General features: G+C 70.0%; 21 protein-coding genes. 10 read left to right on the top strand and 11 right to left on the bottom strand.

The genetic code is table 11. From position 1 onward, the window contains the following. The first annotated feature begins 8 nt into the window (after positions 1-8). On the top strand, positions 9-587 hold the full coding sequence (locus tag FHU34_RS15790) for a dihydrofolate reductase family protein (RefSeq protein WP_145781160.1): 579 nt from the start codon (positions 9-11) through the stop codon (positions 585-587). On the opposite strand, the gene FHU34_RS15785 is transcribed toward FHU34_RS15790, so the two are convergent. The 4 genes from FHU34_RS15785 to FHU34_RS15770 all read right to left on the bottom strand — a co-directional run bounded on the left by FHU34_RS15785 (position 569) and on the right by FHU34_RS15770 (position 3,830). Then, on the bottom strand, positions 569-1,279 hold the full coding sequence (locus FHU34_RS15785; protein WP_145781157.1) for a helix-turn-helix domain-containing protein: 711 nt from the start codon (positions 1,277-1,279) through the stop codon (positions 569-571). The genes FHU34_RS15790 and FHU34_RS15785 overlap by 19 nt on opposite strands. A 177-nt stretch (positions 1,280-1,456) precedes the next feature. Continuing rightward, positions 1,457-1,870, bottom strand: coding sequence for a type II toxin-antitoxin system Phd/YefM family antitoxin (locus FHU34_RS15780; protein ID WP_145781155.1), 414 nt, complete (start codon positions 1,868-1,870; stop codon positions 1,457-1,459). A gap of 39 nt (positions 1,871-1,909) precedes the next feature. Next, on the bottom strand, positions 1,910-2,482 hold the full coding sequence (locus FHU34_RS15775) for a GNAT family N-acetyltransferase (RefSeq protein ID WP_145781152.1): 573 nt from the start codon (positions 2,480-2,482) through the stop codon (positions 1,910-1,912). Positions 2,483-2,603: 121 nt separating this feature from the next. After that, positions 2,604-3,830, bottom strand: coding sequence for a hypothetical protein (locus tag FHU34_RS15770; protein WP_244311696.1), 1,227 nt, complete (start codon positions 3,828-3,830; stop codon positions 2,604-2,606). A 175-nt stretch (positions 3,831-4,005) separates the two neighbouring features. On the opposite strand from FHU34_RS15770, the gene FHU34_RS15765 reads away from it, so the two are divergent. The 3 genes from FHU34_RS15765 to FHU34_RS15755 all read left to right on the top strand — a co-directional run bounded on the left by FHU34_RS15765 (position 4,006) and on the right by FHU34_RS15755 (position 6,666). Beyond that, the gene (locus FHU34_RS15765; protein WP_145785611.1) at positions 4,006-5,565 is read left to right on the top strand and encodes an NAD(P)/FAD-dependent oxidoreductase; all 1,560 of its coding nucleotides are present in this window, start codon (positions 4,006-4,008) and stop codon (positions 5,563-5,565) included. Positions 5,566-5,683: 118 nt separating this feature from the next. Further along, complete coding sequence (locus FHU34_RS15760; RefSeq protein ID WP_145781150.1) at positions 5,684-6,202, top strand: RNA polymerase sigma factor; 519 nt, start codon at positions 5,684-5,686, stop codon at positions 6,200-6,202. Beyond that, positions 6,199-6,666 (top strand): hypothetical protein, encoded by a 468-nt coding sequence (locus FHU34_RS15755; RefSeq protein ID WP_145781148.1) that lies wholly within the window; start codon positions 6,199-6,201, stop codon positions 6,664-6,666. The genes FHU34_RS15760 and FHU34_RS15755 overlap by 4 nt, the downstream gene beginning before the upstream one ends. A 22-nt stretch (positions 6,667-6,688) precedes the next feature. Here the strand turns inward: FHU34_RS15755 and FHU34_RS15750 are convergent, their stop codons facing one another. Next, complete coding sequence (locus tag FHU34_RS15750) at positions 6,689-7,186, bottom strand: YcxB family protein (RefSeq protein ID WP_145781146.1); 498 nt, start codon at positions 7,184-7,186, stop codon at positions 6,689-6,691. Between the two features lie 88 nt (positions 7,187-7,274). Between FHU34_RS15750 and FHU34_RS15745 the strand changes: the two genes are divergently transcribed. Continuing rightward, positions 7,275-8,216 (top strand): PaaX family transcriptional regulator, encoded by a 942-nt coding sequence (locus FHU34_RS15745; RefSeq protein ID WP_244311694.1) that lies wholly within the window; start codon positions 7,275-7,277, stop codon positions 8,214-8,216. A gap of 170 nt (positions 8,217-8,386) precedes the next feature. Then, on the top strand, positions 8,387-9,604 hold the full coding sequence (locus tag FHU34_RS15740) for a cellulose binding domain-containing protein (RefSeq protein ID WP_145781142.1): 1,218 nt from the start codon (positions 8,387-8,389) through the stop codon (positions 9,602-9,604). 90 nt (positions 9,605-9,694) lie between these two features. Here FHU34_RS15740 and FHU34_RS15735 read toward each other — a convergent pair whose 3' ends face one another. Beyond that, positions 9,695-10,219, bottom strand: coding sequence for a hypothetical protein (locus tag FHU34_RS15735; RefSeq protein WP_145781140.1), 525 nt, complete (start codon positions 10,217-10,219; stop codon positions 9,695-9,697). Next, positions 10,179-11,132 carry a protein phosphatase 2C domain-containing protein gene (locus tag FHU34_RS15730; RefSeq protein ID WP_208745007.1) on the bottom strand — a complete coding sequence of 318 codons (954 nt, stop codon included), beginning with the start codon at positions 11,130-11,132 and terminating at the stop codon, positions 10,179-10,181. Before FHU34_RS15730 ends, FHU34_RS15735 begins: the two co-directional genes overlap by 41 nt. A 59-nt stretch (positions 11,133-11,191) precedes the next feature. Here FHU34_RS15730 and FHU34_RS15725 point away from each other — a divergent pair, with 59 nt between their 5' ends. Beyond that, positions 11,192-12,187, top strand: coding sequence for a DUF1152 domain-containing protein (locus FHU34_RS15725; RefSeq protein WP_244311693.1), 996 nt, complete (start codon positions 11,192-11,194; stop codon positions 12,185-12,187). Positions 12,188-12,235: 48 nt separating this feature from the next. On the opposite strand, the gene FHU34_RS15720 is transcribed toward FHU34_RS15725, so the two are convergent. Next, positions 12,236-12,712, bottom strand: a complete 477-nt coding sequence (locus tag FHU34_RS15720; RefSeq protein WP_145781138.1) for a DUF3995 domain-containing protein — start codon at positions 12,710-12,712, stop codon at positions 12,236-12,238. 86 nt (positions 12,713-12,798) lie between these two features. Beyond that, on the bottom strand, positions 12,799-13,620 hold the full coding sequence (locus FHU34_RS15715; RefSeq protein WP_244311692.1) for an SAM-dependent methyltransferase: 822 nt from the start codon (positions 13,618-13,620) through the stop codon (positions 12,799-12,801). A gap of 192 nt (positions 13,621-13,812) precedes the next feature. On the opposite strand from FHU34_RS15715, the gene FHU34_RS15710 reads away from it, so the two are divergent. Next, positions 13,813-17,274 (top strand): ThuA domain-containing protein, encoded by a 3,462-nt coding sequence (locus tag FHU34_RS15710; protein ID WP_145781136.1) that lies wholly within the window; start codon positions 13,813-13,815, stop codon positions 17,272-17,274. Between the two features lie 89 nt (positions 17,275-17,363). Here the strand turns inward: FHU34_RS15710 and FHU34_RS15705 are convergent, their stop codons facing one another. Then, a complete protein-coding gene (locus tag FHU34_RS15705; protein WP_244311691.1) occupies positions 17,364-18,209 on the bottom strand; it encodes a hypothetical protein in 846 nt (281 codons plus the stop codon). 134 nt (positions 18,210-18,343) lie between these two features. Further along, complete coding sequence (locus FHU34_RS34030; protein WP_145781133.1) at positions 18,344-21,424, bottom strand: S8 family peptidase; 3,081 nt, start codon at positions 21,422-21,424, stop codon at positions 18,344-18,346. A 286-nt stretch (positions 21,425-21,710) separates the two neighbouring features. Here FHU34_RS34030 and FHU34_RS15695 point away from each other — a divergent pair, with 286 nt between their 5' ends. Continuing rightward, entirely contained in the window at positions 21,711-22,673 is a 963-nt protein-coding gene (locus FHU34_RS15695; protein ID WP_145781130.1) for a DUF4034 domain-containing protein, read from the top strand. A 170-nt stretch (positions 22,674-22,843) separates the two neighbouring features. After that, positions 22,844-23,425, top strand: a complete 582-nt coding sequence (locus FHU34_RS15690; protein WP_145781128.1) for a GNAT family N-acetyltransferase — start codon at positions 22,844-22,846, stop codon at positions 23,423-23,425. Positions 23,426-23,427: the final 2 nt, after the last annotated feature.

The following is a 23,427-nucleotide window of genomic DNA, read 5'->3' as shown; positions in this document are numbered from 1 at the left end:
ACAGCACTATGCGCAGCCTGGTCTACACCGGTTTCATGTCGCTGGACGGCGTCGTCGACTCCCCCGGCGGCGGGCCTTCGGAGGAGCACCGCAGCGGCGGGTGGGTGTTCAAGGACCTCGAGTTCGTCCCGGAAGCCTGGTCGCTGAAGGGCGAGGAGCTCACCGACACGACGGCGTTGATGTTCGGCCGTCGCAGCTACGAGGCGTTCGCGCCGGTCTGGCCCGGCTCGGAGGACCACGCCGGTTACAAGGAGTTGCCGAAGTACGTGGTGTCGACCTCGCTGTCCGACGACGCCGTCGTCGACGGGTGGGGGCCGACCACCATCCTGCGCTCCACGGGGGACGTCGCCGCGCTCAAGGAGGGCGAAGGCGGCGCGATCTTCATCCACGGGAGCGCGGAGCTGGCTCGGCGGCTGTCCGACGCGGGCTTGATCGACCAGTACAACCTGCTTGTCTTCCCCGTGCTGCTCGGTGCCGGCAAGAGCCTGTTCGGCCGGGCCGACCGGGACAAGCACATGCTGACGCTGCGGGAATCGGAGAGCTACCCGAACGGGATCCTCAAGCTGGTCTACGGCGTCAAGCGGTGATCCAGGTCGAGGGCGATCGCGCCACCCGCCCCCTCGCGCAGCTGCCGGGCAGTGCGGCCGACGTAGGAGCGCAGCGCTCGGGCCAGGTGCGGCTCGTCGTAGTAGTCGAGCTTGACGACGACGTCGGCGGCTAGGTCGCCGGCAGCCAGTAGTTCCGCCGCTGTGCGGGCACGCTCGATCTGCCGGACGACGCCCTGCGTCAGTCCGGTCGCGGCGCGGAACCGGCGTTCGACAGTGCGTCCCGAGACGGCCGGGCGGTGACCCCGCAGCACGTCGACGACGAGTGCGTCACGGACCACGATCCCGGCCCGGACGAGACGGTCGACCAAAGCCTCGGCGTCGTCGGGAGAGGGTGTCTCCCAGCGCTCCCCGTCCAGCCGGAACGTCCGGCGCGTGGTGTCGGGAAGCTCGATGCCGCCGTCGGTCAGCGCCGAGGTGGGCACGGCCCGCAGCGAGGTGCCCACGGCGAACTCGATGCCCGTGAAGGTCGCACCCTCCGGCACCGGCGCCGCGCTAGTCCGGGTCTCGGGACCGGTGATGACCGTGTGGGCCCGGCTGGCCTGTTCCCAGAACACCAGGCCCCACCGCACCCCTGCGACGGACGTCATCGCAGTGACCTGCTCGCTCGTGCAGGTCCAGACGGTGTCTACCCAAGGCGAGTCCGATCCGCGCGTCGTGAACCGCAGTCCCACGGACGAAGGATACGTCGCCGCGGGTTCTCCGTTGCTCGCCCGACTCTGCACTACGGCACGCTGTGCACAACGACGAACCCCAACGGCCGGTCTGGGCGACCCGGACAGACTGACGTGCCCCGTCCGCGTGCCCGGGACGCGGAACTGTCCGCCGCCACCTGTGCCGCGCGGAGGCGGTCAGCCGGCGAGCAGGTCGGTGTGCGCGGCACGCAGTCGGGCCAGCGCGGGGTCGCTGCCTGGAATGACGCGGCGGTCCAGCTCGGCCCATGCCTCGGCCAGTGCCGCGCGGACCGCCCCCAGCTCGGCGGCGTGTCGTTGACTGCTGCGTCGGTGCTGATCGTCGAGGCGTCGGGCCCAGCCGGCGGTGACGGCGGCGAGCCGGTCGGCGTCGGCGCGGGCCTGGGCGCCACTGCGGGCGGCTGCGGCGGGGACGATTGCCGCGACCGGGCGGGGGTCGCCGTCGCGGGTGACGACGGTGACCGCGTCGGTCAGCTCGGCCAGCGCGACGAGCTGGCTGAACCGGGTGCGCGCCTCACGCAGCGGCACGGAACGCGGCGGGTCGGAATGAGGGGTGAGCGCGGGGACGGCCATGAATGCATGGTGGCGACCGGGTACGACAGAAATCCGTCGTCAGTGGACGGTGGCCGGCGATCCGCTCGCCGCGGACAGCCACTCGTCGGCCAGCACCGACCAGATTTCGAGGTCGATTCGCCCGTGCGGACCGGGCCTGAGCTGGCGGAGTGTGCCGTCGAGGCGCAGACCGAGCCGACGGGCGAGTGCCTTGCTGCGAATGTTGTCGGCGTTGGTCCGCCACTCCACCCGCTGGATGCCGCGCTCGCGGACCGCCCAGTCGACGATCCGGCGGATCGCCGGCGCGACCATGCCCCTGCCCTCGGCTGCCGGCTCCACCCAGCATCCGACCTCGCAGGCGCCGCTGGTCGCGTCGAACGACACGAAGATGACCCCGCCGACGAGGGTGCCCCGCCACCACAGGCCCCACATGCCTCCGCTGTCGCTGGCCAAGCGGTCGGCGTACCGCTGCAACACCGCTCGGGCCGAGGTCAGGTCGGTGGCGGCGAAGGACGGCGACACCCACGGCTGGATGTGCTCGCGGGCGCGGTCCATGTGGGCGAGGAACTCCTCGGCCCGCCACGGCTCCAGCGGGCGGAGCTCGACATCCTCGGTCAGCGGCAGGGCGAACACCGGGCCTCCATTCTGGTGTGCGTCGAACGTCGGTAGCAGGCTCGCACAGGCCCGGACGTCCGGGCCGCACCGGGGCACGCTCGGCGATCTGCCCATCCTGCCCGAACGACAGCCGGCGCAATCAGATGATCATGTGGGTCCAGTAGCTGAGCCAGAGCACGAACAGCGCCCCCTGCACCACGGCGAGTGTCGCGGTCAGCCAGACGTCGACGCCGGCGTGGCGAGCCCAGCGAGCCAGGACCAGCGCCACCGGGAACGCGGCGAGCAGGTAGCGCAGCAGGCTCTTGTACACCGCCGGGCCCATCGACAGCGGCACGAGCACCATGAGTACGCCGTACACCAGGTAGGGCAGTTCCCGACGGCGGAACCCGGCGGCCAGCACGACCAGCACGGCCACGGCGAACCAGACCCGGGCGGCGTCGCGCGGTTCCCCGGCCAGCCCGTGCAGGAGCACCGGCAGCGGGTTCTGCACCCGGATTCCCCAGCCGGTCTCCTGGGCGTGCTGGTAGGCGAACCAGTCGCCGCCGCGCCACCGGCAGTACGCCATGAAGGTGAACCATCCGGCGGGCAGCAGCAGCAATGGCCAGCCGATCCGTAGGTAGCCGAGCAGGGCGCGTGGGCCGAGCCGCCAGTCGTGCTGACGGAGCAGTACCAGCCCCAACGGCAGGGCCACGAGCAGGCCGACGGACCGGCTCATCGCCAGGAAGTAGCCGATGACGCCGACGAGCAGCCAGCGGCTCCGCTCGGCGTGATAGAAGGCGGCCAGCGCGAGACAGACGAACAACGATTCGGTCAGCGCGGCCTGGAACAGGAACGCGGTCGGCAGCAGCACCAGGTACCTGGTGAACCGGCGGGCCGCGTCCGCGCCGCCGAGCAGCAGCTCGGCGAGTCGGTAGCCGTACCAGAGGGCCAGCAGGAAGGCGACGTTGCTGATCAGCAGCAGGGCGAGCGCGGTGTCGCCGCCGAGCAGCGCGCCGACCGGGCGGGCCAGGAACGGGTACAGCAGGGGGAAGCCGAAGTCCCGCCACGGCCCGGTCAGGGGCAGCTCGCTCAGCCGCAAATAGAGCAGCGAGTCCCAGGCGAACCAGAAGGAGATCCACCGGTGCCCGGAGATCTCCCGCTGCTGGGCCCACATCAACGCCTCGTCCGCCGGGGGCGCGCCGGGGATGCCGTCCCAGGCGTGCAGGACCAGCAGACCGAGCAGTGTCAACAGCAGCTTCGCGCCGAGGAACAGGCCGATCACGTACGCCCAGGGCGCCGGCACCCGACGGGCCAGGCGGGCTGCGCCGTGGCCGGCCGCGACGGTGCGCGCGGCCAGCGTCGCCGCGCCGCCTCGCCACCGGTGCATCCGCCCCGCTCCCCCGGTCCGCCGGCCCGCCCGTCGCGCGCGGGTGTCGCCCCCTCCCGTTGTACGCCGCCGCGTGCCATGCCGAAGCGGAAATCACCCAGGACAAGGGTGACAATCCGTGCAGAACGGGTACGCGCCGCACCTCAACCATGACGGTGGGCAGGAGCGCGGCAGCATGAGCGAGCAGCACGGCACGGTGGTCATCGGTGCGGGGCCGGCGGGGCTCACGGCCGCGTACGAACTGCTCCGGCACGGCCTGCCGGTCCAGGTGTTCGAGGCCGACGAGGTGGTCGGCGGGATCAGCCGGACCGTGGAACGCGACGGGTGGCGGTTCGACATCGGCGGCCACCGGTTCTTCACGAAGGTGCCCCGGGTGGAGGCGTTCTGGCACGAGATCCTGCCGGACGAGGATTTCCTGACCCGACCCCGGATGAGCCGGATCTTCTACCGGGGCGCGTTGTTCAACTACCCGCTCAGCGCTATGAACGCGCTGCGCAACCTGGGGCTGCCGGAGGCGGCCCGCTGCCTCGGCTCGTACGCCCGGGCCCGACTGCGCCCACCCCGGGACCAGTCGCACTTCGAGGGCTGGGTGTCGGCCCGGTTCGGCTGGCGGCTGTACTCGATCTTCTTCAAGACGTACACCGAGAAGGTCTGGGGAATGCCGGCGGACCGGTTGCAGGCCGACTGGGCCGCGCAGCGGATCAAGAACCTGTCGCTGGCCACTGCCATCCGCAACGCGCTGCTGCCCAGCCGCCGGCGCACCGACGTGACCAGCCTGATCGAGCAGTTCCAGTACCCGAAGTACGGGCCGGGCATGATGTGGGAACGCTGCGCCGAGCAGGTCCGCAAGCGTGGCGGTCACCTGTCGACAGGCAGTTGGGTCACCGCCGTGCACCGCGACCCGAAACGACGGCGCGCCATCAGCGTGACTGTCGACGGCGCGGGCGGGCAGCGCACCCAGCCGGCCGACCACGTGATCTCGTCCATGCCGATCTCGGAACTGGTGGCCGCACTGCGTCCGTCGGCGCCCCCGGAGGTGCTGGCCTGCGCCGCCGACCTGCGCTACCGCGACTTCCTGACCGTCGCGCTGGTGGTGCCGGCGGAGTTCTCGTTCCCGGACAACTGGATCTACGTGCACGACCCGGGGGTACGGGTGGGCCGGATCCAGAACTTCGGCTCCTGGTCGCCGTACCTCGTCAAGGACGGCCGCACCTGCCTGGGCCTGGAGTACTTCGTGTTCGAGGGCGACGAGATGTGGCGTACCCCCGATGCCGACCTCGTCGCGGTGGCGACCGCGGAGCTGGAGCGGTTGGGGTTGGTCCGACCCGGTGTGGTGGAGGCCGGCTACGTCGTGCGCATGCCGAAGGCCTACCCGGTGTACGACGAGCGTTACCAGCACAACGTGGACGTGATCCGGGCGTGGCTGGCCGAGGCAGTACCGAACGTGCACCCGGTGGGCCGCAACGGCATGCACCGCTACAACAACCAGGACCACTCGATGCTCACCGCGATGCTCACCGCCGAGAACATCGCCACCGGCAGTACGCACGACGTCTGGTCGGTCAACGTGGAGCAGGACTACCACGAGGAGTCCGGCGGCGGCGACGGCCGACGGGGCACCGGCCGGGACGCGCCGGTGCTGCCCAGTCGCATCGTCGCCGCCCCGATCACGGCACCCGTCGGGGTCCGCGCCGCCGACGACGGCGACCGGTCCGCGCAGGCGCCGCTGGTCTGACGAGGGGTACGCCTCCGACCGGTCCTGCCCGGGTCGTCGACACGCCGCCCTGCGATTGTGGTGGCAGGACGTGAACCTGCCGGGCCCTCACGCCGACTGAACAGGCGAAGGAGGGCCGATGAGCGATGAGTTGCTGGTGGTCCGCTGTCAGCTCGGTGAGCGGGAGGCGTTCACCGCACTGGTGCAGGGCTGGCATCCGGCGGTCGAGCGGTACGTCGGGCGGATGCTCGGCGGGTCCGACGACGACGTGGTGCAGGAGATCTGGTTGGCGGTGTTCCGGGGGTTGCCGAAGCTGCGGCAGCCGGACCGGTTCACTCCGTGGTTGTTCGCCATCGCCCGTCGGGCGGTGATGAACCGGCTGCGGGCCGCGTACGCGCGTCCGGATCCCGAGCCGATCGACGACCTGCCGGGCGACGACGAGGCGGAGGAGATCGTCAACCGCGAGACGCTGGCCGGCGCGCTGGCGGCGCTACCCGTCCGGGAACGGGAGGTGCTCTTCCTCTTCTACCTCGAGGACCTGCCGCTGGACGCCTGCGCGCAGATCTGCGCCGTACCCGTCGGCACCGTCAAGTCGCGGCTCAACCGGGCCCGCAGGTTGTTACGCAACGAACTGGTACGGAAGGGGTACGAGGCATGACGCCGGAAGAGGTGCTGGCACGACTCGACGCGCCGCTGTCGCTGCGGAGGCGGGTCGGCTACCTGGCCGTGGCTCTCGCCGGTCTGACCGGGAGCGCCCTGATCAGCCTGCTCTGGGCAACGGAGCCCGGGTTGCCACCGCGCACGGCCGCGGCCTTCGCGGTCCTGGTGGCGATCGGACTGTGCTGGGCGGTGTTCGGCGGCTGGGCCGTGACCCGACGGACCCCGTTGTTCGCCCAGGATCGGGTGGTCGCCGGATGGCTCGGCCTCGGCGCCTGGCTGGTCTTCACGGTCGGCGCGTCGGTCATCACACTGCCGCGACACAAGCTCGAACCGTCGCTGCTGGCCGTCGTGCTCACGTTGGGAGCGGTGGCGGTGGTGAACCTGTGGGCGGCTCGCCGGGCGAGAGCAGCGCTGCTGCGCCGCCGGGACACGCTGACCGGGGCGGCGACGCGCGACGGGTGACCGCCGCTCATTCGTAGCGCGGTCAGCGGGGTGCGAGCAGGCCGCGCTCGGTCATGTAGGTCCGCAGCGTCTCGGCGTCCTCGGCGGACATCAGCCAACGGGGGATCACGGTCGCCGGCATCCGGTCGACGTACACGATCCAGAAGTCACTCGTGTCCTTCACGCGGGTGACCCCGTCCCAGGCGATGCCGCCGGACTCCGAGCCGCTGCGCATCATGATGTTGTCGTCGGTGATCTCGTAGGCACCGTCGACGGCGTAACCGCCGGACCGGCGGCGGGCGCGCCAGCGCACCCATGGCAGGAACAGCATCGACAGCACGCCGGCCAGGACCAGAGTCGTCCACAGCCCAGTGGTTCGCTCGCCGGCCGCCGATCCCCGCGAGACGGCGAAACCGATCACGCCGACCGCCGCCAGCACCGCACCGATGTAGAGGAACCGGCGCAGGCGGACGCCGCCGAGCGCGGCGGCCACCCGGCCGGGGTAGGCGGGGTCGGCGGGTACGTCGAAACGGATGTGCACGCCAGAACGATAGTGCCCCCGTCCGCGCCCGACGTCGTCAGACACCCGCCGACCACGCCCTGACCACCGGGTGAGGCAGTCTGGGATGGTGAACGTCCACGAGCCCGCCGACGACGTCCGGGTGCCCCGGGCCCAGGTCGGGTCCAGTCCGCAGCACCTGCTGGCGACGGTGCTCGGCGAGTATCTCGACTCCTCGGACGCCGACCTGCCGTCGGCGGCGGTCATCGCGATCCTGCGGGAGTTCGGGATCAGCGAACCCAGTGCCCGTTCCGCCCTGTCCCGGCTGGTCAAGCGTGGTCTCATCGCGACCCGGGGGAACGGACGGCCGCCGGTCTACCACCTCACACCGTGGGCGATCGCCCGGCACCGCACCCGGATGCGGCACTTTCTGACCTTCGGTGCCCACCCGCCGCCCTGGACCGGCGCATGGGTGCAGGCGTCCTTCTCGATCCCGAGCTCCGGCCAGGCTGCCCGGCACGCGGTCCGCAGGTCGTTGGGCGCGCTCGGGTTCGTCGGCCTGTACGACAGCGTGTGGATCCGGCCGGGGTCCGACGCCGCACCGGTGCGGGAGGCGCTCGATGACCTGTTGCAGCACGTCGCGGGCGCCCGGTGGTCGGTCCTGCACGTCCGGTTCGACGAGGAGTCCGGGCCGCACGGTCCGGCCTCCGCGTACGACCTGACCAGCCTCGCCTCGGCGTACTCGGATTTCATCGGGCGGTACGCGGACCTGCGGGTGGCCGCCCGCGACGGGACGCTGGACCCCGCCGGGGCGTTGGTGGCGCGGACCTCGGCCATGGACTCCTGGCGCAGGTTCGCGGACATCGACCCGGACCTGCCCGAGCATCTGCTGCCGCAGCCCTGGCCGCGCCAGCGGGCCAGGGAGACCTTCCTGGACATCCACTCCGCGCTCGGTTCGCTGGCCCAGGCACGTCTCGTCGAGGTGGCCACCCCGCACTGGCCCGACGCCGCCTCGTGGGTCACGCACTTCCAGGCTTCGAGGGACGAGCCGACCACAGACTCTTCACATTGACACTTATCGTTGCGCCGGTGATAGTAACTGCAAACAGCTCCCGTCGTACCGCCGGGTGGTGGACCCCGCCCACCTCCACCCGGCCCGCGGCCACCGCCACCACCCTGGTCGGACGCGAACGGACGTCCGCCTCGGCCGGGAGCACCGTCGTGACATCCGCTGGAGGGCGAATGAGAAGAACGTCGAAGATCTACGTGGGCCTGGCGGCCATCCTCGTCCCGGTCACCTCGATGATCATGGCGGTCGGCGTGACGCCGGCCAACGCCGCGGTAGGCGGTTCCGGTCCCTATCCCGCCGACTACGAGACGTCGGCCAGCCTGGCGAACCACACCATCTTCCGGCCCCAGAACCTCCCGACCGAGCGCCTTCCCATCGTCGCGTGGGGCAACGGCGGCTGCTCCGGCAACGGGCTCTCCCAGGGCAACTTCCTCCGCGAGATCGCCTCCCACGGTTTCCTCGCCATCGCCAACGGAGCACCGAACGGCTCCGGCTCCACCACGTCGCAGATGCTCACCCAGTCCATCGACTGGGCGTTCGCGGAGAACTCCCGACAGGGCAGCAAGTACTACAACAAGATCGACACCACGAAAGTCGCCGTCGCGGGCTTCTCCTGCGGAGGCCTGGAGGCGTACGCCGTCTCCAACGACCCGCGCGTCACCACGACCGGCATCTTCAGCAGCGGTCTGCTGAACGACGCCGACGACTACCAGCTCCGGAGGCTGACCAAGCCGATCGCCTACTTCGTCGGCGGGCCCAGCGACATCGCCTACCCGAACGCCATGGACGACTGGGGCAAACTGCCGGCCGGGCTGCCCGCGTTCATGGGCAACCTGAACGTTGGACACGGTGGCACCTACGACCAGACCAACGGCGGTGAGTTCGGCCGGGTGGCGACGCTGTACTTCAAGTGGCGCCTCAAGGGCGACAACACCGCCGGCACCAACTTCGTCGGCGCCAACTGCGGGCTGTGCCGCACCCAGTGGACCGTCCAGCAGAAGAACCTGACGCTCGACGACACCCCGCCGCCCACGACGCCTCCGCCCACCACCCCGCCGCCCACGACGCCTCCGCCGACGACCCCGCCGCCCAGCGGCGGTGCCTGCACCGCGGTCTACGCCGTCCAGGACCAGTGGAACGGCGGATTCGTCGCCAACGTCAGCGTCACCGCCGGCACCGCCGCCCTGACCGGCTGGCGCGTCACCCTCACCCTGCCGAGCGGGGCGGCGGTCACCTCGCTGTGGAACGGCGTCGCCAGCGGCACCAGCGGCACCGTCACCGTCGCCAACCAGAGCTACAACGGACGACTGGCCGCCGGTCAGGGCACCAGTTTCGGATTCCAGGGCACCGGGAACGGCAGCGGAACCACCGCCACCTGCACCGGAAGCTGACACCGCCCGGCGGGCCGGCGCATCGACGCCGGCCCGCCGAGAGCGGTCCGCAGTCCCCGGTCATCGGGCCCTGCTCGTACCGCCCGCCGGTCAGTGCCCCCGGGGCGATGCCACGTCCGCCGCCGTGGCGGGCTTTCGCCTCATCATCCACTCGACCGGCCAGACGCCATCCGTCAACCTGGCGTCCGGGATGTTCAGACTCTGACGGGCTGCGGCATAAAAGTCGGTACGCGCGCGGCTAGCATCGGCCACCGCCCGCTCCCATCCGTCGGCATCGGCATCCTCGATCCAACCGTGCGCGTACCACTCCATAAGCCAAACGCTCCGGTGCCACGTTCGCGCCGCTTCCACGGTTGCGGGATCGCCCAGCAGTAGGACGTGCTCCCAGTCGCGCTCCCGCTGGGCCGCGGCCGCTTCGAGCTGCGGCAAGCCGTCCTCAGGGGACAGCGAGGGGGTTTGCGCATGCAGGCCCCTGCCTGCCGCGATTCTGTTCGACAACTGGTAACAGGCCTTGATGGCGCGGCCGTAGCCCGCGTAGGCCGCCGAGCGCTGTTCGAACAGCTTTGCCGTGTGGTCACGGCGAAACCGGGCCCGGTCGTTGAGCCCTGTGCCCACGAACGAGAGGACCGCGCCCGCGAGAACGGCTCCCACCGTGAGGAGCTGTTGAGTCACATTCATCGGGATGCTCCCCTCGTCGGCGGTCCTCAGGGTGGCAGGTGGTGTCGAACGTGCAGTGGGCGACCGTGGCGTCGTCCGGCACCCGAAATTCGGAGCCACCGCTCGGGGCTTCGGCCTCTCGGACGCGACGGATGACACCGGCCGGGCCTTCGGCGGCGAGCAGTTCCAGCACGCCGGGCCAGTCGGTCAGGGCGTACGGGCTGACGATCCGGCTGGCGCCGTTGCTGCACAGTGCGAGCCCGTCGAGGTCATCGAGAGGCCTGCTGCCGGTCACCGCTTCCTGGGCCGCGCACGGGTCGTCCTTGGCGATCCAGTACCCGCCCACCTGGTTTCGGCGGGCACGCAGTGCTTCGGCACAGGAGGCGCGGACGCGGTCGTACTCCGGGTTTCCCGGTGCGAGACCGTCCAGGGGCACTGAGCATTCCCGCCTGGCGGTCACCTCGCGGTCGTCGGTGATCACGTGAAAGCTGCCGCCGGCCAGATCGAAGACGAGGAAGGAGTCCGCGAGCAGGAGATAGTCGAGGCTGTCCCGGTTGACGCGGAGCACCGCGACGGTGGCCTGAGGGCTGCGGGGATCTGCGATGTCGCACGTGTCGCAGTGCTCGGCGGCTGTCTCGACAATGGCACTGGCGAGGACCGCCGCAAGATCTCGCCCGTCGTCGTACGACAGGTGCGCGAGCAGCGCGGCGCCGAGGTGGCGGGTGTACCAGACGACACCATGGGAGCAGAGCGACTCGGCTCCCGGGATGCCGGCACCGTCCAGCAGGACGACGGCACCGGGCACCGCGCCGACGAAGTCCTCGTTCGGTCGACCGGGCCTACCGGCGCTCGTCGCCAGGTTGACGTACACCGTGTGCGTTCCTCTCCCTGGACGAAACGGATCGGTGGGACACCCCTCATCATTGAGCGGTGACGACCCCTGCCGCACTGCCCACCGATCTCGGTGTGTTCTCGTTGGCCGTACCCCCACTGTTCGCCGCGCTGGCTCCGGCGCGGAACGTCCTCATCGCCGGGGCGGGCGGTGGCTTCGACGTGTACGCGGGTCTGCCGTTGGCACTCGCCCTGTGGCGCGGCGGCACACAGGTGCACCTGGCCAGTCTTTCCTTCTCGGAACTCGAACTGATCGACCAGGACGCGTGGAGCGCAGAGCACGTCGCTGCCGTGCAGCCGGGCACCACCAGCCCGGACTGGTACTTCCCGGAACGGACGCTCGCCCGGTGGCTGGCGGCCCAGGATCTGCCGTCGACCGTGTACGCCTTCCCACCGCTCGGTGTCCAACCGCTCCGGGCCGCGTACCGGCATCTGGTCGAGAAACTCGACATCGACGCGGTCGTGCTTGTCGACGGGGGCACCGACATCCTGCTGCATGGCGACGAGAGCAATCTCGGCACGCCGGTGGAGGACGTCACCAGTCTCGCGGCGGTGACCGCGCTGGACGTCCCGATCAAGCTGGTGTCCAGCCTCGGCTTCGGTATCGACGCCTACGACGGCGTCAACCACGTCGAGGTGCTGGAGAACCTCGCCGCGCTCGACCGCGACGGCGGCTACCTCGGTGCCCTGTCCATCCCCGGTTCCAGCCGGGAGGCAGCGCTCTATCGTGATGCTGTCGCCGACGCCCAGGCCGCCACCCCGGACCGGCCGAGCATCGTGCAGGGACAGATCGCCGCCGCCACCAGCGGCGCGTTCGGAGACGTCCGGTTCACCCGGCGTACCGGCGGTGGGGACCTGTTCGTCAACCCGCTGATGGCGATGTACTTCACCGTCGACCTCGACAAACTCGCCGCCCGATGCCTGTACCTCGACCGCATCGAGAACACCGTCGGCAGACGGCAGGTGATCACGCGCATCCAAGCCTTCCGCGAGGAGTTCCTGAACACCCGCATCCCCCGCGCGTTCCCGCACTGAACACCGGGGCGCGTCGGCCATGGCTGGGGGCCGCCTGGCCCTCACGCATCACTCCGCCAGGCCCGCCGAGCGGCGGACGTAGGAGTTCGTTGCTCCGACCAGCAGCACCGCGCCGACGAAGAAGTAGGTGTTGATGGCGAGGCCGGCCCAGAACTCACCCGTGGAGATGTCCTGGGCCCCCACGAATCCACCACGACGGACTCCCGTCACCATCAGCAGGTTCTCGACCATCCCCGGAACACCTCGGACGACGAGCAGGACACTTCCGAACCAGAGCGGCGTCAGGATCAACCACCGGGGCAGGGGTCGAGCCGATGGACGGACCGTCGCGACGACGACGGCCGCCCCGGCGAGCGACATCGCGATGAGTACGACGTTGAAGACCGTGTAGGCCCTCGTGCCGCCGGGGCTGTGGGCGCTCGGATCGTCACCGGGGAAGAGCAGCAGGACCACATGGGACACCACGAAGAAGATCAACCAGGCCAGGGCGCCGTACGCCCACCGACGGCTCGCGAAATGGGGCATGGGAGCACCTTCGCCCGGCCGGCGCGAGAACGCCTCCCGCCGCCGGTGGTGCCGACTCCCCCGCCAGGGGGAACAACAGAGCCCGGTCAGGGCTTACGGGCCACCGCGCCGTAGATGGAGGCGTCGGCCAGGGGCGGTCGCTGCTCCGGTGACACCTGCGGCCGCCACTCGGTGACCGGGACGATGCCCGGCTCGGCCAACTCCAGGCCGGTGAAGAAGCGGGCGAACTCGGCGCGGTCGCGGGGCACGGCGTCCTGCTTCATCCGGCCGGCGGCGAACTCGGCCTCCATCCGTCTGACGATCTCGACGGGAATGTGGTCGGTGGTGAAGTGGGTCAGGGCGAGCCAACTCCCCGACGGCAGCGCGTCAAGCAGCCGGGCGACCTGCTCGTGCGGGCGGTCGTCGTCGGTGAGGAAGTGCGTCACGGCGATCAACACCAGGGCCACCGGCTGGGACAGGTCCAGCGTGGCCTGCAACTGCGGGTCGGCGAGGATCTTCTCCGGGTCGCGCAGGTCGGCGTCGAGGTAGGCGGTGGCACCGGACGGATCGCTGGTCAGCAACGCGCGGGCGTGGACCAGCACCATCGGGTCGTTGTCGACGTAGACCACTCGGGCCTCGGGGGCGACGGACTGGGCCGCCTCGTGGGTGTTGTCCGCGCTCGGGATGCCCGTGCCGATGTCGAGGAACTGTCGGACGCCGGCCTCCTGGGCGAGGAACCGCACCGCCCGGCCGAGGAAGGCCCGATTCTCTCGGGCGAGGGTGCGTACCCCGGGGTAGACGGCGGCGATCTGGTCGCCGGACTCCCGGTCGACGGCGAAGTTGTCCTTGCCGCCGAGCCAGTAGTTGTAGCGGCGGGCCGGGTGCACGACGCTCGTGTCGATCCGGTCGGACGGTGATGGTGTCGTCACGTGACCTCCCCAGGTCGACCGCCACCGATCGTAGGGGAAGAACGTCGATGTGGTGACCCCACGCAAGCGCTGCCCTCCGCCAGGAAACCGCTTACCCCCCTGCTATTGACGCTCGTCACTGGCTGTCAGTACCGTGGTGCGGGCAGCGAGAAAGCGCTTTCCGACCCTCACCGTCCGACAGGGAGCGCCCCCATGCCCCGAAGCCTCCGTTCGCTCTGCCTCATCCTGCTCGCCGTCGTCGCCGTGGTGAGCACCACCACCGCCCTGCCCGCCGAGGCCGCCCCCCGCTTCCGGGTGCTGGTCTTCTCCAAGATCACGAACTTCTACCACGACTCGATTCCGGCTGGCATCGCCGCCATCCAGCAACTCGGCACCGCACACAACTTCGAGGTCGTCGCCACCACCGACGCCGCCGCGTTCACCGACGCCAACCTCGCCACCTTCGACGCCCTGGTGTTCAACAACACCAACTCGCTGCCAACCTCGGGTGACCTGCTCAACGCCAGCCAACGGGCCGCGTTGCAGACCTTCATCCGCAACGGCGGCGGCTGGGCCGGCCTGCACGCCGCCTCGGCCAGCGAACGCGACTGGCAGTGGTACGAGGGCCTGGTCGGCACGATCTTCGACTACCACCCGGACTTCTCGTCCACCGGCGGCACGTTCCCCGGCCGCGTCAAGGTGCTCGACCGGGCGCACCCCTCCACCCGCAACCTGCCGGAGCTCTGGGAGCAGAGCGAGGAGTGGTACAACTGGCGGACCAACCCGACCGGCAACGTGCACACCCTCGCGCAGATCAAGGTGCGGGACGGGATCAACGGGCTGGACGAGGGCGTCGACCACGCGTACTCCTGGTGTCAGCGCTACGACGGCGGCCGGTCCTGGTTCACCGCCGGTGGGCACGCCAGCTCACAGTTCAGCAGCGCGACCTTCCTGGAGCACCTGCGCTACGGCATCGAGTGGGCCGCCGGCGCGGTAGCCGGCGACTGCTCGGCCACCAAGAGCAGCAACTTCGAACGGGTTGGTCTGGTCACCGAGAACCTGGCCGACCCGTTCGAACTGGCCGTCGCCCCGGACCGGAAGGTCTACTACATCCAGCGCACCGGCGCGTTGAAGGTGGTCAACCAGGACACCCTCCAGGTCACCACGCTGCTGGACTTCGCATACACCTCGGCCATGACCGACCAGTCCGACGGGCTGCTCGGGATGACCCTGGACCGCAACTTCGCCAGCAACGGCTGGATCTACCTGCTCTGGTCGGACAAGACCCTCAAACAGCTCAACCTGTCCCGTTTCACGGTCGCCAACAACAGCGTCGCGCTCTCCTCGGAGAAACGCCTGCTGACCATCCCCACCTACCGGGGTGAGGGCCGGGCCAACTCGCACATGGGCGGCTCGCTGACCATGGACGGGGCGGGGCGGCTCTACGCGGCGATCGGCGACAACACCGACCCGTTCGCCTCCAGCGGCTACACCCCGATCGACGAGCGCTCCGGCCGTGCCGCCTGGGACGCCCAGGGCACCGCCGGCAACACCAACGACCTGCGCGGCAAGATCCTGCGGATCACCCCGCAGTCCGACGGTACGTACACAGTGCCCAGCGGCAACCTCTTCGCCCCCGGCACCGCGAGGACCCGGCCGGAGATCTACGCGATGGGCATGCGCAACCCGTTCCGGATCACCGTCGAGCCGCAGACCAACGCGGTGCTCGTGGCGGACTACGGCCCGGACGCCCGCGCGGCCGATGCCAACCGCGGCCCGGAGGGGACTGTCGAGTTCAACCGAATCACGGCGGCCGGCAACTACGGTTGGCCGTACTGCGTGGGCAACAACATCCCGTTCAACGACTACAACTTCGCCACCAACACCTCGGGCGCGAAGTTCAACTGCGGCGCGCCGGTCAACAACTCCCCCAACAACACCGGCCTGACCAATCTGCCGGCGTCGAAGTCGGCACTGGTCTGGTACGCGTACTCCGCGTCCACCCAGTTCCCGGAGCTGGGCACCGGCGGTGGCGGGCCGATGAGCGGCCCGGTCTACGACTACGACCCGGCCAACACCCGTACCACCAAGTTCCCGGAGTACTTCGAGGGCAAGTGGATCACCTACGAGCTGACGCGCAGGTGGTTCAAGACGCTCTCGATCCACAAGACGGCGCAGACGTTCAGCAACGCGCGCTTCGGGCCGACCGCCGTCGGTGACCTCCAGTCGATCAACGGCATCTTCGACACCATGAGCTGGATCCAGCCCTTCGAGGCGGAGTTCGGCCCGGACGGTTCGCTCTACGTCATCGACTTCGGCGAGGGCACCGGTAGCGGTCGCGGCGGCAGCAACGCCGGGGCGGGCATCTACCGGATCGACTACGTGGCGAACGGCCGACCACCGACCGCGAAGATCGCCGCCACCCCGGACAGCGGACGCACGCCGCTCACTGTCAGCTTCTCCTCGGCCGGCACGACGGCGGGTGACGGCACGGCACTCAGCTACGCCTGGGACTTCACCAACGACGGCACCACCGACTCGACCGCCGCCAACCCGAGCTTCACCTACACCAGCGCCGGCAAGTACACGGCTCGGTTGACCGTCCGCAACAGCGGCAACGGGTTGACCGCGACCGCTGTCACCGACGTGGTGGTCGGCAACACCCGACCCACGGTGACCCTCAGCGTGCCCGACGGCGGCTTCTTCGACTTCGGCGACAAGATCCCGTTCACGGTGACGGTCACCGACCCGGAGGACACCACAGTCGACTGCAGCAGGGTGACAGTGCAGACGCAGCTCGGCCACGACTCGCACGCCCACCCGTTGGACGTCTACACCGGCTGCTCGGGACTGCTCTCCACCGAGGCGGACGCCGGTGACGGGCACGGGCCGGGGCAGAACCTCTACACCCTGATCACCGCGCAGTACACCGACGGGGGCGCGGCCGGCGCACCGGCGCTGACCGGCTCGACCCGCGTGCAGTTGCAGCCCAAGAGCAAGGAGGCCGAGCACTTCACCGCCCAGTCCGGCGTCACCGTCAACGACCGGCCCACCGCCCGCGCCGGCAAGCGGCTCGGCGACGTCGACCACAACGACTGGGTCGCGTACGGGCCGGTGGACCTGCGCAACGTCGGCTCGGTGACGCTCGGGCTGACCAACGGCGGTCTCGGTGGCACCATCGAGCTGCGCACCGGCTCGCCGACCGGCACGCTGATCGGCACGGCCGCCGTCGCCTCGACCGGCGGGTGGGACAACCTGGTCTCCCCCACCGTCACGCTGACCAACAAGCCGACGGGCACCACCACCCTGTACGCGAAGTTCGTCAACACCGCCCAGACCGGCGGCACCCCCGACCTGCTCGCGTTGGACTGGCTGCGGTTCAACGGCGCCGGAGTCAAACAGGAACCGGGCGGAACCTTGTCACTGGCCGCGAACCCGGCCAGCGGCACCGGGACGCTGAACACCACGCTCACCGCCACCGCGACGGCGCCGTCCGGGCAGAGCATCACCGACTACGCGTGGGACTTCGGCGACAACAGCGCCATCACGCACGGGGCGACGCTGCGGTCGATCGCTCACACGTACCCCCGAAAGGGCATCTACACCGCCCGGGTGACGACCACCTACACGAGCGGGGAAACCCGCTCGATCAACCTGACCGTCACGGTCAACTGATCGCAAGGCGGTGGCGGGCGGGGTGACCCCGCCTGCCACCGCCCTGTTCCGTGAGGGTCGGCGAGGACTGTCGACGGTGTGCGATGACGTCACCCGTCACTCGACGTGGTGAGTACGGTCAAGTCGCAACAGTCTGGGTGCGTGGCGCGGTGTCGATGTGCCCAGAGGCCAGGATCGAGTTCCTGCCGGCGAGGCGGGACCGCGGCGAGTTGCAGGCGACGCAGCAGATGAAGGTTGCGGGGCAACGCCGCGATGTCCGTCGCACGAAGGCGAGGGTGATCGACGATGAGCGACCCGTCGCTCATCGTCACCAGCACCCGATACTGACGAAGATCGGCTGGTCCGTCGGGTTGGAACAGCGTCTCACCGTGGCGGCTCGGACGGATGATGTGCCGCCCGTCCGGATCGAGATGGTTGAGAAACCATTCGCCGGCAGCGGTGCGGGCCGGCCCGTACGTGGGGTCGTGGCGGTCGACTGCGCGGGCTTGGCGCACGAGGTTGGCGAGGGTGCTCGAGTCGACCGCGAGGAACGTCTTCGGATCGCGGGGTAACTGCCAATGCTTCCAGCTCGGCCGGGTGTCGGGTGCGGTCGCCGGCCGTGGGAGCCGCGGTGCCTGCTCCAGAAACGTCGTGTCGATCGCGGCGCGGGCGAAGTGCTTACGCAGCCAGGAGCGCTGGAAGTCGTTGGCGCTCTGCCAGGTGTAGACGAGTCCGTCGTATTCACCGGTTGGCCTGGGTCGGTCGGCACCGGGCAGGTTGTGGCAGACGTCGGCGATGAGCCTGATCTCGACAAGATGCCCGTCCGGATGCTTCGAGCTGTCTGGCCTCGATGCCAAGGCCCGGATTTCGATCATCGCGGCCGACAGCAACACGGCGATGGCCGCGCGACGTTGATCGTGTGACCACCCCATACCTGGCGTTCGGCGAAGGTGCACGCCGGAACGATATCCCTTGTCGTCAGGCTGCTGGCGTGGACCTGCGTGAGCTGAGGTGCCGCACCAGCCCACGGGTGTCGCCGGAAGGGCTGTGGGGCGGTGCACAACGGCACCGCCCCACAGCTCACAACTGTTTACTCCCAGGAACTCTGCTGCGTGTAGACGAGGTTGCCGGGGATGACAGTCCCGTTGGTGTTCCACTCGGTGTACGCCCAGAAGTCGCCGTCGGCCAGCGGCTTCTCCGGCTTCAGCGTGAACCCGTACGTCAGTCCGCGCTCCACGGTGGAGGGCGCCTCGAGCGTGGCACCCGCGTACGTGGCGTTTCGGCTGATGATGGCGTGCCCGAGTTGGAAGTCGACGACCGGGCCACCGGGGTACTGCGCGAACACGTACGCCGTGTAGCGCCCCGGCTCGGGCAGGAACTTGTAGGCCTGCTCCGCGCTGGTCCAGTACCTGTCACTGCTGTAGACCAGCTCGTCGCCCTTGTACAGGTATAGATCGAGGTTCGTGTTCGGGTCGTCGGTGGTGGTCTCGACCACGATGCCTGCGGTGTTCGCCGGCACCGTGAAGTCGACCTTCTTCACTCCGGTGGCCGTCGGGTCGAACACGCCGCCGTAGACGCCGGCCGGCATCGAGTACGACGTCCGCTGCATCGGCGTGTAACCGGTGCTGCGGCCGGCGAACGGTCCGGTGAAGCCGGGCTGGAGCGAGCCGAACGCACCGTTGGTCATCCGGCCGAACTCCTCACCGTCGTCGGCGTACGGCCGGGGGGTGATGCCCCACGGGCGGGCGGCGACCGGGATCCGGGCGCTGTGTGCCTTGCCCTGCCAGGTGATCGAGCCGGTCACGTAGCGGTCCCAGGGAGCGCTGCCCCGGCGCACGGTGATGGTCACCGTCGCGGACGTGCCGGGCGCCAGCGTCACCGATGCCGGGGACACGGTGACCTTCATGCCGGGCAGGCCGGACACCGACGAACGGTAGGTCTCCTTCGCCTTACCCACGTTGGTCAGGGTGCGGGTGACGGTCACCGGGCGGGTGCCGTCGTACTCGCGCAACGAGATGGCCGGCAGGTTGAGTTCCTTGCCGTCGGGCTGGGCCGTCTCGCTGAAGGTGACCAGTTCCGCCGCCGTCGGTTGGATGACCAGGCCGGGGTCGGTGGCCTTGGCCAGGTTGATGAACCCGCTGCCCTGCTCCAGGGGGTCGCTGGTGCCGACGGTGTCGGTGGCGGTGGTCCGCAGCGCGGAGGCGACCGCGCCGGGTGACCAGTCCGGGTGGGTGGCGCGCAGGATCGCTGCCGCGCCGGCCACGTACGGCGAGGCCATCGAGGTGCCGGAGTACGCGTCGTAGTTCCGCCCGAAGTTGCCTGCGGGCGAGACCGCGGCGATGATGTTCGACCCCGGCGCGACGAGGTCCGGCTTGAAGACGCCGAGGGTCACCTTGTCCGGGCCGGTGGAGGAGAAGTCCGCCACGCTGGGCAGGCCGGGGACGCTGGAGCCGTCACCGCCGCTGCGCAGGGAGACCTTCGCGTCGGTGGGGTGGCGCATCAGGTAGTTGAAGAGCGAGCCGGCCTGCTTCTCGGTCGGCAGGTAGACCACCGGGAAGTTGAAGATGGAGTTGATCCGGTAGTTGCCGACCGGGTCGAACACCACCATCGCCGCCCCGCCCTTGGCCTTGATCTCGGCGGCGGAGCCGAACATGTCGGACAGCGCGCAGGCGACGACCTTGCCCTTGATCTTGGCAGCGTCGAGGCTGCCGGGCTCGCAGTAGACAGCGCCCAGGTCGGGCGAGCCGGCCTGCTCGCCGAAGACCATCGGCCGCGAGTCGCCACCGGGCAGGGCGTCCAGCGAACCGCCGACGAGCTTCGTGCCGTCGCCCAGCTTGACCGTCGCCTCGTCGAGCTTCGTCACCGCCGCGCCGACAGTGGTCACCCATGGCGCCGCGTTGCTGATCGCCCCGCTCACGATGCCGGTGTTGCCCGCCGACGCCGCCACGAAGACCCCGGCCAGCGTGGCGTTGAGGAACGCGATGCCGATGGGGGTGTTGGCCTCCCAGTCGCCGAGCTGGGAGCCGATCGAGAAGTTGATGACCTGCACGCCGTCGGCGACGGCGGCGTCGATGCCGGCGATGATGTCGGCGTCGTAGCCCATGCCGCCCCAGAGCACCTTGTAGACGGCGATCTGGGCGTCCGGGGCCACCCCGGAGACGGGACCGAAGCGACGACCGTCGATCGTGACGTTCGGCAGCGGCAGACCGGCAGCGGTGGAGGCGGTGTGTGTGCCGTGCCCGGACACGTCGCGGGGGGACAGGATCTCACCGTCGGGCACCGTGCCGCCGTAGGCCAACCACGAGTCGGCGAAGTACCGCGCGCCGACGATCTTGCCGTTGCAGTGCTCGGCCACGAAGGCCACACCGGTCTGGCAGGTGCCACGCCAGTTCGCCGGGGCGGGCATCTTCTTGGCGAAGGACGCGCTCTCCGGCCAGATGCCGGTGTCCAGGACACCGACCACCATGCCCGCGCCGGTGCCCGGGCCGGGCTTGCCGGGCTTACCGGGCTTGTCCGGCTTGCCGGCGGAATCCGCTCCTGCCGGTTGGTCCAGCTCGCCAGGATTCGGCGTGGCCGGGGCGCTGGGGGCCGGTGCGGTCGGCGGAGGCGTCGGGGTGCCGAGCGCCCGTGAGGCGGTGACGGCGCGGACGCGCTTGTCCGCCCGCAACGCGGTCACCTGCTGGGCGGTCAGCTTCGCGGAGAACCCGTTGAAAGCGGTGGTGTATGAGGCAGTGACCTGCACCTTCGCGGCGGCAGCGACGGCGCTGCGCTGCGCGTCGAGGTGGCCGCGGTAGGCCCGTGCCGGTGCCGACGTCACGTCCAGCCGGTCACCCGCCTGCGGGCGGGTCCGCGCCAACCCGGACGAGCCGCCGGTGTACGAGGTCAGGGGTTCCTCGGCCAGCTCGACGATGTACATGCCGGGACGGGTCTCGTCCGCCGTGGCCTGTTGGTCGGCTGCCTTCCTGCCGCCCGGCCGGCGGTCGGCGCCGTCGGTCAGGGTGACCTTCTTGTCGGACCCGGCGGTGAAGTAGCCGGCGCTGCCGCCACCGGACGGCCCTGCGGGTGCCGCCGACGCCGATCCCGCGACGCCGGTGGTACCGGTGACCAGGGCGAGGACCAGCGTCGGTATCGCTAGTCTCCGCAGCCTGTGTTCGCTCGTGCTGGTAGCCACGAGGCTCCTTTCGATGGCTCCTTTGTGGAGCACTGTTCCGATCGCGACCCGCTCATGGGAGCGCTCCCCCACCTAAGCCTCCGACGGTTAATCGAGGGTTCGGAGAGTGTTTCGGATCGCTGGTGCGTATAAGATCACGTTCCACGGGCCACGCCTAGATCATGTTTTGCCGATGCCGCCGGAGCGGCGACCCCCGCCGACGGCGCCCACCCGCGCTCCGCAGTGGTCGGACATGATCATTTAGTATCGGCGTCCATCGCGACGTGTGGCACGGGGGTTTGGTGGCATGTGGGGATTCATGAAGCGGTCCAAGGCACCGGCCCTGGACCCGACCTATGGCGACCCGCATCGAAAGGCCCTGATCCGAGCGTTGGAGAAGCGTCGGTGGAAGTTCGCGCGGGAGCTGCTCACCATGGCCGCCGACCCGGACGAGATGGCCTTTCTCATGGAGGCGGTCGGCGGTGTCGACGGGATCCAGGACTGGATCGGAGAATGGATCGACGCCGAGCCCGATTCGACGCTCCCCGTGCTGGTCGCTGGCTGTCACGCGGTGCACTGGGCGTGGGAGGCACGCGGCGGCAAGCGGGCGAAGTACACCACCGCTGAGCAGTTCAAGGGGTTCCACGAGCGGCTGCACTACGCCGAATCGTTGTTGGAGAAGGTGCTCGCCCGCGAACCCGACAACGTGACCGCCCGCGCCTGGCTGGTCACCAGCGCCCGCGGCCTGGGAGTCGGGGCGGCGGAGGCCCGAGAGCGCTTCGAGGCGGTGACTCGACTCCACCCGGGGCACGTGGTCGCGCACGAGCAGCGGCTGCAATATCTGTGCGCGAAGTGGTCCGGCAGTCACGAGGAGATGTTCGACTTCGCCAGGGGTGCAGCGGCTGCGGCCGGGCCTTACAGCCTCCTGCACGAGTTGGTGGCCGTCGCCCACTTCGAGAGGTGGGAGGCCACCGACATCGAGGACGGCAACGCCTACTTCGATTCGGACGAGGTCCGCGCCGAGCTGCTCGCCGCGGCGGAGAGCTCGATCTTCCACCCAGACTACGTTCCCGCCGGTCCCGGCTGGGCGCCTCGGCTGGCCATCTTCGCCCTGACCTTCGAGCTGGCGGAGGAGTTCGACGCGGCCGCGCACGCGTTCGCGTTGCTCGACGGGATGGTCACCGAGTGGCCGTGGCAGGTCCTCGGCGATCCGGTGGAGAAGTTCACCGCTTCCCGCGACTGGGTGGCCACGAACCGAGGTGCCGCCTGAGCGAGTGGTGCCTGACCTGCGCCCGCCACCTCAACGACCCCGACAGGTGTCACGGTCGACGACCGGGCGACCGACCGCGCCGGCAGATATGTGGTTGCTCACCCCCGACCTCGACCGGCTAGGGTCAGGCGGCCAGGCCGTGACATCCGGGAGTCCACGGGGAGAACCCGATGACCGATCTCAGCCACAAGCCCACTCTGACCGGACGCCTGGTCACGCTGCGGCCACCGACCGCCGACGACGCCGAAGCCATGACCGCGGTCATGGCTGATCCCGACGTGGCCCGCCTGACCGGCAGTGTGAGCAGCAGCGCGGATCTGGGAGTGCCTCCACCGTTGGAGCGCAGCCGCGACTGGTACGGCTCACGGAGCGCCGCCGACGACCGGCTCGACCTGGTCGTCGTGGACAAGGCAACAGATCGTGTCGTCGGCGAGGTCGTCCTCAACTCGTGGGACCCCGACGCCCGCAGCGTCAACTTCCGCACCATGGTCGGGCCGGAGGGCCGCGGTCGCGGTCTGGGCACCGAGGCCGCCCGGCTCGTGCTCGGCTACGCCTTCGACCAGCTGGGGATGCATCGGGTGGGGTTGGAGGTCTTCGACTTCAATCCCCGCGCCCGGCACGTCTACGAAAAGGTCGGTTTCATCCACGAGGGCACCCGACGCCACGCTCTGTGCTTCGACGGCGACTGGGTCGACGCCCACGACATGTCCATCCTGGAGCACGAGTGGGCTGACCGCCGCGGCGACTCCTGAGC

The organism is Micromonospora taraxaci, from assembly GCF_007830095.1.
In the GTDB taxonomy this organism is placed as follows: Bacteria; Actinomycetota; Actinomycetes; order Mycobacteriales; family Micromonosporaceae; genus Micromonospora; species Micromonospora taraxaci.
The sequence above is the reverse complement of the archived record's forward strand: the minus strand, read 5'-3'. Positions and strand labels throughout refer to the sequence as shown.

What these genes read in the sequence shown, in the direction of transcription:
- FHU34_RS15790 (WP_145781160.1), top strand. Translation starts at nt 9, where the DNA reads ATGCGCAGCCTGGTCTACACCGGTTTCATGTCGCTGGACGGCGTCGTC.
- FHU34_RS15780 (WP_145781155.1), bottom strand. Translation starts at nt 1,870, where the DNA reads ATGGCCGTCCCCGCGCTCACCCCTCATTCCGACCCGCCGCGTTCCGTG.
- FHU34_RS15770 (WP_244311696.1), bottom strand. Translation starts at nt 3,830, where the DNA reads ATGCACCGGTGGCGAGGCGGCGCGGCGACGCTGGCCGCGCGCACCGTC.
- FHU34_RS15765 (WP_145785611.1), top strand. Translation starts at nt 4,006, where the DNA reads ATGAGCGAGCAGCACGGCACGGTGGTCATCGGTGCGGGGCCGGCGGGG.
- FHU34_RS15760 (WP_145781150.1), top strand. Translation starts at nt 5,684, where the DNA reads ATGAGCGATGAGTTGCTGGTGGTCCGCTGTCAGCTCGGTGAGCGGGAG.
- FHU34_RS15755 (WP_145781148.1), top strand. Translation starts at nt 6,199, where the DNA reads ATGACGCCGGAAGAGGTGCTGGCACGACTCGACGCGCCGCTGTCGCTG.
- FHU34_RS15740 (WP_145781142.1), top strand. Translation starts at nt 8,387, where the DNA reads ATGAGAAGAACGTCGAAGATCTACGTGGGCCTGGCGGCCATCCTCGTC.
- FHU34_RS15720 (WP_145781138.1), bottom strand. Translation starts at nt 12,712, where the DNA reads ATGCCCCATTTCGCGAGCCGTCGGTGGGCGTACGGCGCCCTGGCCTGG.
- FHU34_RS15710 (WP_145781136.1), top strand. Translation starts at nt 13,813, where the DNA reads ATGCCCCGAAGCCTCCGTTCGCTCTGCCTCATCCTGCTCGCCGTCGTC.
- FHU34_RS15695 (WP_145781130.1), top strand. Translation starts at nt 21,711, where the DNA reads ATGTGGGGATTCATGAAGCGGTCCAAGGCACCGGCCCTGGACCCGACC.
- FHU34_RS15690 (WP_145781128.1), top strand. Translation starts at nt 22,844, where the DNA reads ATGACCGATCTCAGCCACAAGCCCACTCTGACCGGACGCCTGGTCACG.